The sequence below is a fragment of the Acinetobacter sp. NIPH 817 genome, assembly GCF_000368405.1.
Lineage (GTDB): Bacteria > Pseudomonadota > Gammaproteobacteria > Pseudomonadales > Moraxellaceae > Acinetobacter.
Genome location: NZ_KB849420.1, coordinates 1,387,012 through 1,399,845 on the forward strand (window position 1 = coordinate 1,387,012; position 12,834 = coordinate 1,399,845).

Genomic DNA, 12,834 nt, shown 5'->3' on the forward strand with positions numbered 1-12,834 from the left:
AATTTTAGCAAATTGAGATTTTCATAATGGTCTTTTTAGAACCAGAACAATATCAACAAAGATGCGCTCAACTTTTTAATTCGTATCACAAAGATATTTCCTCACTTCTACCATTTGCCCAAATTGAGCACATTGGTTCATCTGCAATACCGAATGCTATTTCAAAAGGTGATCTAGATATTTACATTGAAGTTAAACCTGAGCATTTTGAATTCGCAATAGCGCAGTTAAAAACACTTAATTTTATAGAGAAGCAAAATACGCTAAGGACACATGAGCTTTGTATGCTCGAATCACTCAACAACGATGATGTGGCATTTCAAATTGTAGTAACGGATTCAGTATTCACATTTTTCTTAACATTTAGAAATAAGCTTATGGATTCTCCAACTCTAGTCAACGAATATAACCAATTAAAATTAGAGTGTAGCCATTTAGATCATGATCAATATAGAACAATAAAAACAGGTTTTATTAATCGCGTTTTGAAACATCCTTAATTATAACGTTAGTCTTGCTTATTGATATCTAGCTAAAATTGGCTCCTGTAACCCCGTTTTTTTTGATACCATTCACTATTTGATTCTGTCTAAATTTTCTTTGTCTATGACCTCTTCTTATCATCAACAACTTCAAACTAAAATTGATCGCATTACTGCCCAATTTTCCGAATTTACTCCACCTACATTAGAAGTGTTTGAATCACCTGAACAACATTTCCGTATGCGTGCTGAGTTTCGTATCTGGCATACAGAAAATGACATGTTCTATGCCATGTTTGAACGTAACAATGATGACAAGCAAAAAACAGTTGTACGCATTGATGAATTTCCGATTGCAGACCAAAGCATTAATGATTTAATGCCAAAGCTTTTGGAAGAACTTAAAGCGGAACCCAAGCTTTCTAGCCGTATATTCGAAGCTGATTTCCTTGCTACACTTAGCGGAGAAATGTTAGTTACCTTAATCTACCACCGTAAATTAGATCAAGAATGGGAACAGGCAGCTAAAGCACTTGCAGAGAAGTTAGACATTAAAATTATGGGCCGCAGTCGTGGCCAGAAAATTATTATTGGTGATGATTTTGTCGTTGAAGAATTTGAACTTTTAAACCGTTCATTTAAATACAAACAAATTGAAAGTAGCTTTACTCAGCCAAATGCACAGGTTTGCAAAAAAATGCTGCAATGGGCATGCGATGCGGCGGAAGGATCGAAAAAACACTTATTAGAGCTTTACTGTGGTAACGGTAACTTTACTCTTCCGCTTTCTTTAAAGTTTGAACGCGTTTTGGCAACAGAACTTGCAAAATCCTCTGTTTATGCTGCTCAATGGAACATCGAACAAAATCAGATTGATAATATTCAAGTAGCCCGTCTTTCAGCTGAAGAATTCACTCAAGCTTATCAAGGTGAGCGCGAATTCCGCCGTCTACAAGAAGCAAATATTGATATTCAGAGCTATGATTTTGATACCGTATTTGTTGATCCCCCACGTGCAGGGATTGATGATGAAACTTTGAAATTATTACAGGGTTTTGAACGTATTATTTATATTTCATGCAACCCAGATACATTGTATGAGAACTTAAAAATATTAGGTTTAACTCACCGTATTACTAAGTTTGCATTGTTCGATCAATTCCCTTATACGCATCATGTTGAGTCAGGTGTATTACTTGAGAAGATTTAAACAAAATCTTTCATTGTAAATTTTTAAGTAAGGAGGTTATATACCTCCTTATTTTTTAATGTTTTTTATTTAACTATTTAAATTTTAAAAAAATATCAAGTCATCTATCTGTCATAATTTCGTTTAACTCGAGCATTCCTATCGAAAATTCTTGAGTTCAATTGGTGGTTTTATCACTTATAGAGACTTGTATTTTATTTTAAACTGGCTATATTTCGATCTATGTTAAGTTGTATATGAAGGCTCTATGAGTTTTTGGCAAAAGCTGTTCTTAGCAGATCAACAGCATAACGAGCATAAAAACCAAACTGCTTGTGTTGAAAATGACTGCTCATGTAAAACAAATGAACAACTTCTAAGTGCTCTTGCACTAGCAACAGATGAAGATGTCATTAAGGGAATAAAAAAAGTTCTTATTTCCCGTGGTTATAGCCGAAAAGAGTTAAATGAACTCACTCAAAAACCATCTATTCACTAATAAAAAAGCCAGTCTTGTACTGGCTTTTTTATATTTCACTTTACTCGACAGTCTGTCTGATTAACCGAACCCACCATTGGCCCCATTTCAAACAATTGATCGTTACGCTTGTTTTTTTGAATATATAAACTAGAAATAGAACCATCAAGATATAAAGCCTGCTCTACCTCAAGATTTCTTTGAAAGAACTGAGCAAATCTGTAGAAACTCACGCTATTTTTCGATATTACAAAGTAGAGCTTATTATTTCGAATACCCACGCCATTACGAATTTTATTCGATTGAGAGTCTGGTAAAAAAAGGGAGTTTATCTTCCCATCAATAACTAACATCGGGCCAGATTGTGTCGCATACTCAACGTTCAAATCGCGTCGACTATATTGCTGTGTTGTTAAAATAAAGGCCTGTTTTTTATTCCAACCTAGCACACCATTCGGCTGTAAAAAGAAATTTCCCAATCCTTTATTTTCATTTAATGGCTGAATTACTTTAGCCTGTTCAACATACAGCCCTACTGGAGAAAATCCCGGATGAAACATCCCTGCATTCATTGCAAAAGAAAGACGCTCACATTGCTTTAAATTTTTCTGAATATTATTAAAGCTTTTGTAATACTGTTGATTAGTGGAATTCTTAAGAAACAAACGCAACTGTTTTAAATTGCTAATTGCAATCACATCATATTGATCGCCCTCCGCCGTTTTAAGTTGCTGATGTTCTATGGCATAGACAGACTGAATCAAAAGACCATATATCGTTAAGCACCATATCAACCATTTCATTTAGTGTCCCCAAGCATGACATTTTTCCTTCATATGAAATCTTTAAATTATATACAATAAAGACAAATAGATTAGGTATGTACCAAACTCATTCATTCGACGTAATCAATACACTCCACATGACTGATATTGGTTATAATGTTGGCAGCTTTCAATAAAAGCCATTTACACTTTATTGGATCAGCGTAAGCATGCAACAACCGAATAAGCGCTACCCCCTAGGGGCTCATCTCATCGTAAAACATCTCGGCTATAGCCATCATGGTATATATGCGGGGAGAGGTCGAGTTATCCATTATTCAGGCTTAGCGCATTTCATCAAAAAACGCCCAATTGAAATCACTTCAATAGATGCATTCTCGCATGGCAAAAAAATACACGTTCGCTCTTATGACAAGCCGCGCTATAAAGGCAAAGCTATCGTGCGCCGCATGCGTTCACGTATGCATGAAAACAATTACCATCTGATTATTAATAACTGCGAACACTTATGCAGTTGGGCAATTACCGGAATTGAAAGTAGTACCCAAGTTGAACGTATGATGCACCGATTAACGACCATCGGTTATGTAAGTTCAATCATGAGCTATATGAATGGTATGATGCTTACTGTCGCAACCACATGTTTTGCTCTTGTTCTTTATATTAAGAAGAAATTGCGTGATCAAGCAAAAATGAAGGTTCCTACTTACCAATTCCTCAGAGAAAAATCTGAAAAAAGGAATATTGATCCTTCAGTCCCTTTAATATTTATAGATCCCGATAAAAAAGAACCAATTTAATAAAAAAGCCCTCATATCTGAGGGCTTTTTAGAAAACTTAAAACTTATTTTTTAGCTACACTAGCAGCAGTTGCTTCAGTGGTAATATTTACAGTGATCTTATCGCCTACATTTGGAACGTAGTTACCTAGACCAAAGTCAGAGCGTTTGAATGAAGTTGTAGCATTGAAACCAATCGCTGGAACTTTTGCCATTGGGTGTTCGCCTTGCTTGTTTAAAACAGCATCAAGTACAACAGGTTTAGTTACACCTTTAACAGTTAAGTCACCAGTAATTTTAAAGTGCTTTTTGTCTTTGGTTTCAACTTTAGTACTTTTAAAAGTAATGTTTGGATATTTAGCTGCATTAAACCAAGCTTCTTCTTGGAACTCTTTATCTAAAGCAGGAACGTTTGTATTTAAGCTGCTTAAAGGAATAGTTACATTAACAGATGAGTTTGCTGGTTTAGCATTATCAACTTTAATTACACCTTGGATATCTGAGAAGTTAGCGCTTGGAGTAGAGAAACCAAAGTGATTCCACGAGAAAACAGTAGCTGTATGTGTTGGATCAATTTTGTAGTCAACTGGAGCAGCTAAAGTAACTGAACTAGCCAATGCTACTGCCAAACCGAAGCTTAATGTTTTAAGATGCATTTTTCGTATCCTTTATTGATATAGTCATTAGTGTATACATCAAGTAATTTAATTCACTATTCTTTATAAAACGATATGTTTCATCCATGCAACAATAAACGCGTTACAGTTATTATTTAAAAACAATATTATAAAGTATAGGTACTATCGTACCGTGTCTGGATTCTTAAATTAATTCGTTTTTACTTCGATTTTTGATTAATAATAAGGTAAAACATGGCTAACACTGCTCAAGCACAAAGTACTTCCACTCCATATCGAGTAACTCTTACCGATCCTTCAGGTCACCAATGGTTTGCTGATGAACCAACTGATAAAGGTGGGCAAGATACTGCACCAAACCCAGTTCAAATCTTACTGTCTGCTTTAGGTGCTTGCACTACCATCACATTAGAGATGTATGCAAATCTTAAAGGTATTAAGATTGATCATGTTCAAGTGGACTTAACATTAAACCCAAATGGTGAACCAGAGAAAGGCCAAAATAATATTGAACGCAAAATCACACTCAAAGGTGAATTCACGGAAGATCAACACAAGCGCTTATTAAAAGTTGCTGAAAACTGCCCTATTCATAAATTACTGACATCTCAAATTAATATTCAAACCGAACTTAGCATTTAATCTTCAAATATAAAAAAGCGCTCCATGAGGAGCGCTTTTTTTACACTACTTTAATATTTAAGCAGTTAATTCTTTTACTGCCGTAACAACAGCTTCAGTTGTAATACCAAAGAATTGGAACAAGTCTTTTGCTGGTGCAGACTCACCATAAGTTGTCATACCAATTACTTTGCCATCAAGACCAACAAACTTCCACCAGTAGTCCACATGAGCTGCTTCAACTGCAACACGTGCACGGATATGAGCTGGTAATACAGCTTCACGATATGCAGCGTCTTGTTTCATAAACTCTTCTGCACATGGCATAGAAACTACACGCACACCATCAAGTTGAGCATAAGCTTCCATTGCTAAAGAAATTTCAGAACCAGTTGCAATAATGATTGCTTTCAATTCGCCTTTTTCTTGAGCAAGAACATAACCACCCTTTGCAACATTTTGAATTTGTTCTTCAGAACGTGCTTGGAATGGTAAGTTTTGACGAGAGAAAATAAGTGCTGTAGGGCCATCTTTACGCTCTAGAGCAGATTTCCACGCAGTAGCAGTTTCTACAGTATCAGCAGGACGCCATGTATTTAGGTTCGGTGTACCACGTAAAGAAGCAATTTGTTCGATTGGTTGGTGAGTTGGACCATCTTCACCTAAACCAATTGAGTCATGTGTATAAACATGAATTACACGTTGTTTCATCAATGCAGACATGCGTACTGCATTACGCGCATATTCCATAAACATTAAGAATGTTGCAACGTAAGGAACAAAACCGCCATGCAATGCAACGCCATTCGCAATTGCAGTCATACCGAACTCACGTACGCCATAATATACGTAGTTACCAGCTGGGTTTTCTTGAATACCTTGGCAACCTTTCCAAAGCGTTAAGTTAGAACCAGCTAAGTCAGCAGAACCACCTAACAATTCAGGCAATAAAGGACCAAATGCTTGTAATGTGTTTTGGCTCGCTTTACGTGTTGCGATGGTTTCGCCTTTCGCATTTGTTTCACGAATGAAAGCATCAGCTTGTGCTGCAAATTCAGCTGGTAAGTCACCGCTAATACGACGAAGTAACTCAGCTGCTTCAGTTGGGTATTTTGCTTGATATTGTGCAAATACCGCATCCCAAGCTGCTTCAGATTCAGTACCTTTTGCTTTCGCATCCCATGCAGCATATACATCAGCAGGAATAACGAATGCTTCTTCTTTCCAGCCTAATGCTTCACGAGTTAAAGTAATCTCATCTTTACCTAATGGCGCACCATGACAGTCTTCTTTACCTTGTTTATTTGGTGAACCTAAACCAATAATCGTTTTACACATAATGATTGTTGGTTTTTGAGTTTCAGCTTTTGCTTCGATTGTTGCTTGACGAATCGCATCAGCATCATGCCCATCTACACGAAGAACTTGCCAACCATAGGCTTTAAAACGCTCTTCTGTATCATCGCTGAACCAACCTTCTACTTCACCATCAATTGAAATGCCATTGTCATCATAATAAGCAATCAATTTACCAAGCTGTAAAGTACCTGCTAAAGAACATACTTCGTGAGAAATACCTTCCATTAAACAGCCATCGCCTAAGAAACAATAAGTAAAGTGATCAACTACTTTTAAATCATCTTTATTGAACTGAGCAGCTAAAGTCTTTTCTGCCAATGCAAAACCAACTGCATTAGCAATACCTTGGCCTAAAGGGCCAGTGGTTGTTTCGATACCTGGTGCATAACCATATTCAGGGTGACCAGGAGTTTTTGAATGTAATTGACGGAACTGTTTTAAATCTTCAATTGAAAGATCATAACCTGTTAAATGAAGCAAAGCGTATTGCAACATTGAACCATGGCCGTTTGATAAAACGAAACGGTCGCGGTTTGCCCATTGTGGGTTAGTTGGGTTGTGATTTAAAAACTCGCGCCAGACGACGTCAGCAATATCTGCCATCCCCATTGGAGCACCAGGATGCCCTGAGTTTGCCTGTTGCACAGCATCCATTGCCAATACACGAATTGCATTTGCAATACGACGTTCGTTTAAAGGGGTCGTCATAAGATCAGAATCCAATTTTAATAGATTGATGAAAAGAAGAAGATGAATAACAATTCAATGCCGCTATATTGTCTTAAAAAAAAGGCTGAGGGTAAACCCCAACATAGTATATTTCTTTATTTTTAACCGTTTCTTGGTTACACAAAAATCATTTGGACCTTTAAGTTATACAAAACAGTGCTCATTTTCTTAAATACTGCTTCCCTATACGAACAGACCGTTCTATTAGACTTTGATATATAGATAAAATATTTTGAAATCTCTATCTAGGTCGATCATGTTTCTTTTCTTTAAAATCCTACTTGTAAGACATAATCTTTTTGTTAATTCATATGTCTAAAAAGTACTCTAATAACTAGTTATTAAAATACCAATACTTTAAATAAACATTCTTTATATCAATTTTACTAATACACTTATCAATTAAAACACAGTATAAATGAAACAAATTCATGCTTTTTGGCCAGTATGAACTGGTCCTTAAGCTCAAGTCGATGTAACATATTATGTCTTTTGAAATAACCAAGATAGGACTTTCATGCGCGAGTACGCTGTTTTTACCTCGGAATCTGTAAGCGAAGGTCATCCCGATAAAATGGCCGACCAAATTAGCGACGCTATTTTGGATGCAATCTTAAAAGAAGACCCATACGCACGTGTTGCATGTGAAACACTGGTAAAAACAGGCGCTGTTGTACTTGCTGGTGAAGTAACAACGACTGCTAATATTGATGTTGAAGCTGTTGTTCGTAATACTGTTAACGGTATTGGATACCACCACTCTGATCTTGGCTTTGATGGATCAACATGTGCTGTAATCAATATGATTGGTAAACAATCACCAGAGATTGCTCAAGGTGTAGACCGTCAAAAACCTGAAGATCAAGGTGCCGGTGACCAAGGTTTAATGTTCGGTTATGCAAGTCGTGAAACAGATGTTTTAATGCCTGCTCCGATTTCTTATGCTCACCGTTTAATGGAACGTCAGGCTGAACTTCGTCGCTCAGGCACACTTCCATGGTTACGCCCAGATGCAAAAAGCCAAGTTACTTTTGCATATGAAAATGGCAAGCCTGTACGTCTAGATGCAGTTGTTTTGTCTACTCAACATGATCCTGAAATTACTCAAAGCCAGCTTAAAGAAGCTGTTATTGAAGAAATTATCAAGCCGATCATTCCTGCGGAAATGTTCCACGCTGCGACTAAATTCCACATTAACCCAACAGGTATGTTCGTTATTGGCGGCCCTGTAGGTGACTGTGGTTTAACCGGTCGTAAAATTATTGTTGATACATACGGTGGTATGGCTCGTCACGGCGGTGGTGCTTTCTCTGGTAAAGATCCATCTAAAGTTGACCGTTCTGCTGCATATGCAGGCCGTTATGTTGCAAAAAATATTGTAGCAGCTGGTCTTGCTGACAAATGTGAAATTCAGGTGAGTTATGCAATTGGTGTAGCAGAACCTACTTCAATTTCAATTAATACATTTGGTACAGCAAAAGTTTCTGATGAGTTGATTATTCAACTTGTACGTGATCATTTCGATTTAAGACCGTTTGGTATTACTCGTATGCTGGATCTTATTCAGCCAATGTATAAACAAACTGCGGCTTATGGCCACTTTGGTCGCGAAGGATCAGATACTGCATTTACATGGGAAAAAACTGATAAAGTTGAAGCTCTTAAAGATGCTGCTGGCCTCTAATATAAAGTCATAAAAAAGCCCGCCAATGAGCGGGCTTTTTTACACTTCAAATTTCATAATATGTAGGGTTTGCTCTTCTAGCAACCATCCTTGATGCCATATCATTTGTAGCTCTGATCAAAATTTATTGTCTTGTGGTTTTATCATCCTGATTTAATACATCAAGTAATGTTGACTGCGTCGGAGTATCTTGATGGTTCTGGACGTAAATATGGACAACTTTAAATACAACGACAACCGCTAGACAAGCCATCACACAAAACACCCACAAACCATACGGGCTTCGAATATGTTGCGAACCACAATATGGACATGATTTATCAGTTGATGCCACAACTTTGTCGCAACACGCACAATGGTATTGATATAGCATAGGTAACCCTCCTTCCCTCATTTCAACCGTTGTTTTTTTAATAGGTTTGCTGCATTTTTAATTTATACATCCTTTATATTTATCCTATGTGAAATGAAAAGATAATTCAATCTGAATGAACAATTGAGTCAATTAAAAAATATTATTAAAATACAAAAATATAAGTTAAATATTATTTTTTTGGCACTATTTTTCTTATTTTGATATTTTGCCAAATTTGCTAAAATAAGCGAATAATCTCACATTTTAGGCAAATGCATGTCTCATACACAGCTGATTAATAAGGGTGGCTTTCGCGAAAGAGCAAACCGAAGTCGAGGTTATCAACAATCTGAAAACAAGCAAACCGCTCTACCTTCAAATAAATATCAACCACAGCCGAAACCACAAGAAGAAACTCAATTAGAAATAGACGATAGTGTTTCATCTGCTTCGGTTTCTCGAAATCAATAATAATTTTAGAAATAAAAAAAGCTTAAACCCATGAGGTTTAAGCTTTTTCATAACATAATTACTTATTAATCTTTATTTTTATGCTCAATTTTTTTGTGGTTTGGCGTAACATCTCGCGCTTCGCCATCAATAATGTTTGAGTCATGGTATTGGCCTTGACCACCACCTTGCTGATTCTGCATATCTTGCATTTGACGCATTAAATCAGCAAATGGATTTTGTCCTGAAGCATTACCGCCCATACCACCCATCATTTTATTCATCATAGCTTGTTGGCGTTTTGCAAGAGTTCTCATCGCTATGTTACGAAATGCAGTTTGAACACTAGGAATCAAAATTAAAACAGCCAAAACATCAGATACAAGACCAGGCAACATTAATAAGAAACCTGCAAAAGCGTAAGCAAGTTTTTTAGTTACAGTTGGGTCACTACCTAGCTGGCCTGTCATCTGCATTTGCTGTAATTGAGGCATAATACCAGCAGTACTTCTGCGAATAAGCCCCAAACCAATAAAGAAAGCAATAATGAACCAAAAGAACACGTACCATCCACTGATGAACTGTGCTACGCCAATCCATACGGCAATTTCAACAATCGCGCCCAGAACTACAATAAGAAGTAAATTCATGTAAAACTTTATCTATCTCAAAAAGAAAATTCATTGCAGTTTTATTTGACCTAACCCTATTTAAGTTTCACATAAGGATTAAGCATTTCTCTTAACTCTGATTGTTCTGTCTATTTTCTAAAAAATTAACAAGAACTATCGCATGGGAAAGAGTCTGCAATACTGGAGTACATTTGATTTTAACTCGATAAAAACAAACATGCTTTCTTATTAATGAGTGCTGTATCAGGTTTATCAAGTGCCACTTCAATCAGATTTTAAATTTTTTACTCTATTTGAGCGAAAAACTCTTCTAAAAAGAACATATTTAGTCAAAAAAGGTCTTATTTACTTAACAAAGTTCAGACTGTTCCTTTATTTCCGCTTTATCTTTAGAAAACTTTAAAAGTTCCACTAACATGTAGATTTCCCTAAATAGCTTACATTTTACCTATCTAAAGTCAGTTCTATCCAAGTTAAATTAATTAATAACACTTCACAAATTAAACTCAGTCAAAGCTATGTATAAAAAAGTCCTTGTCGTTGCAACAGCTACTCTATTTTTATCTGCCTGCTCTTCTAACACGGTAAAACAACATCAAATACATTCTATTTCCGCCAATAAAAATTCAGAAGAAATTAAATCTCTGTTTGATCAGGCACAGACCACAGGAGTTTTAGTGGTTAAGCGTGGGCAAACCGAAGAAATTTATGGCAATGATCTTAAAAGAGCATCAACCGAATATGTTCCCGCCTCTACCTTTAAAATGCTAAATGCTTTAATTGGACTTGAACATCATAAAGCAACGACAACTGAAATATTTAAATGGGATGGGCAAAAGCGTTTATTTCCTGATTGGGAAAAGGACATGACTCTAGGCGATGCTATGAAAGCTTCTGCTATTCCAGTTTATCAAGAACTAGCTCGTCGTATTAGACTTGATCTTATGACTAAAGAGGTAAAACGTATTGGTTTCGGTAATGCTGATATTGGTTCAAAAGTAGATAATTTTTGGCTTGTCGGTCCACTTAAAATTACACCTGAGCAAGAAACCCAATTTGCTTATAAATTAGCTAATAAAACTCTTCCATTTAGTAAAAATGTACAAGAGCAAGTCCAATCAATGGTGTTTATAGAAGAAAAAAATGGACGTAAAATTTATGCTAAAAGTGGTTGGGGATGGGATGTTGAACCACAAGTTGGCTGGTTAACCGGCTGGGTCGTTCAACCGCAAGGAGAAATTGTGGCATTCTCGCTCAATTTAGAAATGAAAAAAGGAATCCCTAGTTCTATCCGAAAAGAGATTGCTTATAAGGGATTAGAACAACTCGGCGTTTTATAATTTAGGCTCTATAGCCCAGTTTATACTTCACATTATAAACTGGGCTATTTTCAAAAATTCGAAATTTGAAAGCTTTATGATTTACCCATCAACTGGCTGCTGTGGCGTATTTAAATTTAACTGATAAAAAGCGGCATCCAACCATTGTCCAAACTTAAACCCGACTTGTTTAAAAGTACCTGCATGGATAAAGCCCATTTTTTCATGTAAACCAATGCTTGCCTGATTGGTCGCATCAATACAGCCTATCAATACATGTAGCTCAGCCTCTTGAGCACGCTTAATCAACTCTTGCATTAGAATTTTGCTTAATCCGCTGCCACGATGCTCATGATGAATATAAATACTATGTTCAACAGTATATTTATAGGCAGGAAAAGCCCTGAAAGTTCCCCAGCTCGCAAAACCCAACAACTTGTTTGTTTCGTCAATAATACCAATCACTGGAAAACCATTTTCTTTTTTAACTGAAAACCAGTTTTTCATCGATTCTTGAGAGCGCGGCACATAGTCATATAAAGCGGTAGAATTGATGATTGCCTCATTCAGAATCTCTAATATAGCCCCAGAATATTCTGCTTCACTACAATCAATTAAACGAAAATTAGAATTGAGGGAATAGGTCATAAAGATTCCTTAACGGCAGAAACAAGTTGATTAGAGACGACTAAAATATAGCGAGCGACTTGAGATGAATTATTGCTGTATATAACGGGCTGGTTGAGTTGCATTGCCAAGCAATCCCCTGTGCTTAAAGCATAAGAAGAATCACCTAATTGAATATCAATTCCCCCTTCAACTACCCAGAGTTGCTGTTGTACCACCTTGGAGGTTTCACTAATTTCATAAGTAATTCGTGACTGAGGCGGGAATTCGATTTCAACGATTTGAAATGGAGATTTCCAATTTGGCGGTGAAACCTGACGGCGAATATAACCTGTTTCGGGATCTTTCCATTCTGATTGTTGAGTACGCCGAACCATAGGTTGAGGTGATTGATTGTTTTGTGGGATATCAAATAGCTGAGTCAAAGGCACACCTAAACCATTTGCCAGCTTTTCAAGGACAACAGCTGTAGGACTCGCCTCACCTCTTTCAATGAGTGAAATTGCAGAACGACTTACCTGACATCGAGTTGCAAGAATATCTAAGGTATATCCACGTGCTAGACGCAATTCACGTACTTGCTGCGCAATGCGTATATTAATATCTTCCATCTGCCGACAGACTTTAATTCCAAAATTATAGATAAGTATTCCATTAAAATAGAATTACATCAAATGATTTTAGAAAATATAAATTGGTTTAATAAA

15 protein-coding genes are annotated in these 12,834 nt (G+C 36.6%); 8 read left to right on the forward strand and 7 right to left on the reverse strand.

Annotation, left to right across the window (positions count from 1 at the left end):
* Positions 1 to 26: 26 nt before the first annotated feature.
* The 3 genes from F968_RS10170 (at position 27) to F968_RS10180 (ending at position 2,170) form a co-directional block, all read left to right on the forward strand.
* Entirely contained in the window at positions 27 to 500 is a 474-nt protein-coding gene (locus F968_RS10170) for a GrpB family protein (protein WP_004792789.1), read from the forward strand.
* A gap of 106 nt (positions 501 to 606) precedes the next feature.
* A complete protein-coding gene (gene trmA / locus F968_RS10175) occupies positions 607 to 1,692 on the forward strand; it encodes a tRNA (uridine(54)-C5)-methyltransferase TrmA (protein ID WP_004792791.1) in 1,086 nt (361 codons plus the stop codon).
* 247 nt (positions 1,693 to 1,939) lie between these two features.
* A complete protein-coding gene (locus F968_RS10180) occupies positions 1,940 to 2,170 on the forward strand; it encodes a hypothetical protein (protein WP_003651412.1) in 231 nt (76 codons plus the stop codon).
* Positions 2,171 to 2,205: 35 nt separating this feature from the next.
* Here F968_RS10180 and F968_RS10185 read toward each other — a convergent pair whose 3' ends face one another.
* Positions 2,206 to 2,952 carry a phosphodiester glycosidase family protein gene (locus tag F968_RS10185; RefSeq protein ID WP_004792793.1) on the reverse strand — a complete coding sequence of 249 codons (747 nt, stop codon included), beginning with the start codon at positions 2,950 to 2,952 and terminating at the stop codon, positions 2,206 to 2,208.
* Between the two features lie 191 nt (positions 2,953 to 3,143).
* Here F968_RS10185 and F968_RS10190 point away from each other — a divergent pair, with 191 nt between their 5' ends.
* Positions 3,144 to 3,734 carry a lecithin retinol acyltransferase family protein gene (locus F968_RS10190; protein ID WP_004792795.1) on the forward strand — a complete coding sequence of 197 codons (591 nt, stop codon included), beginning with the start codon at positions 3,144 to 3,146 and terminating at the stop codon, positions 3,732 to 3,734.
* 44 nt (positions 3,735 to 3,778) lie between these two features.
* On the opposite strand, the gene F968_RS10195 is transcribed toward F968_RS10190, so the two are convergent.
* A complete protein-coding gene (locus F968_RS10195) occupies positions 3,779 to 4,369 on the reverse strand; it encodes a YceI family protein (RefSeq protein WP_004792796.1) in 591 nt (196 codons plus the stop codon).
* Between the two features lie 216 nt (positions 4,370 to 4,585).
* Here F968_RS10195 and F968_RS10200 point away from each other — a divergent pair, with 216 nt between their 5' ends.
* Positions 4,586 to 4,993, forward strand: coding sequence for an OsmC family protein (locus F968_RS10200; RefSeq protein WP_004792798.1), 408 nt, complete (start codon positions 4,586 to 4,588; stop codon positions 4,991 to 4,993).
* Positions 4,994 to 5,050: 57 nt separating this feature from the next.
* Here F968_RS10200 and tkt read toward each other — a convergent pair whose 3' ends face one another.
* On the reverse strand, positions 5,051 to 7,039 hold the full coding sequence (tkt, locus tag F968_RS10205) for a transketolase (protein ID WP_004792800.1): 1,989 nt from the start codon (positions 7,037 to 7,039) through the stop codon (positions 5,051 to 5,053).
* A gap of 538 nt (positions 7,040 to 7,577) precedes the next feature.
* On the opposite strand from tkt, the gene metK reads away from it, so the two are divergent.
* The gene (gene metK / locus F968_RS10210; RefSeq protein ID WP_004792802.1) at positions 7,578 to 8,744 is read left to right on the forward strand and encodes a methionine adenosyltransferase; all 1,167 of its coding nucleotides are present in this window, start codon (positions 7,578 to 7,580) and stop codon (positions 8,742 to 8,744) included.
* 124 nt (positions 8,745 to 8,868) lie between these two features.
* Here the strand turns inward: metK and F968_RS20455 are convergent, their stop codons facing one another.
* Positions 8,869 to 9,117 (reverse strand): hypothetical protein, encoded by a 249-nt coding sequence (locus F968_RS20455; RefSeq protein ID WP_004792804.1) that lies wholly within the window; start codon positions 9,115 to 9,117, stop codon positions 8,869 to 8,871.
* Positions 9,118 to 9,375: 258 nt separating this feature from the next.
* On the opposite strand from F968_RS20455, the gene F968_RS10215 reads away from it, so the two are divergent.
* Positions 9,376 to 9,570: a hypothetical protein gene (locus F968_RS10215; RefSeq protein ID WP_004792806.1), complete on the forward strand. Its 195-nt coding sequence runs from the start codon at positions 9,376 to 9,378 to the stop codon at positions 9,568 to 9,570.
* 65 nt (positions 9,571 to 9,635) lie between these two features.
* Here F968_RS10215 and F968_RS10220 read toward each other — a convergent pair whose 3' ends face one another.
* Entirely contained in the window at positions 9,636 to 10,199 is a 564-nt protein-coding gene (locus F968_RS10220; RefSeq protein ID WP_004792808.1) for an FxsA family protein, read from the reverse strand.
* A 500-nt stretch (positions 10,200 to 10,699) separates the two neighbouring features.
* Here F968_RS10220 and F968_RS10225 point away from each other — a divergent pair, with 500 nt between their 5' ends.
* Entirely contained in the window at positions 10,700 to 11,521 is an 822-nt protein-coding gene (locus F968_RS10225) for an OXA-213 family carbapenem-hydrolyzing class D beta-lactamase OXA-305 (RefSeq protein ID WP_004792810.1), read from the forward strand.
* A gap of 81 nt (positions 11,522 to 11,602) precedes the next feature.
* Here the strand turns inward: F968_RS10225 and F968_RS10230 are convergent, their stop codons facing one another.
* Together F968_RS10230 and F968_RS10235 are read right to left on the reverse strand one after the other, a co-directional pair.
* Positions 11,603 to 12,148, reverse strand: coding sequence for a GNAT family N-acetyltransferase (locus F968_RS10230; protein ID WP_004792811.1), 546 nt, complete (start codon positions 12,146 to 12,148; stop codon positions 11,603 to 11,605).
* Positions 12,145 to 12,738: a helix-turn-helix domain-containing protein gene (locus tag F968_RS10235; protein ID WP_004792812.1), complete on the reverse strand. Its 594-nt coding sequence runs from the start codon at positions 12,736 to 12,738 to the stop codon at positions 12,145 to 12,147. The genes F968_RS10230 and F968_RS10235 overlap by 4 nt, the downstream gene beginning before the upstream one ends.
* Positions 12,739 to 12,834: the final 96 nt, after the last annotated feature.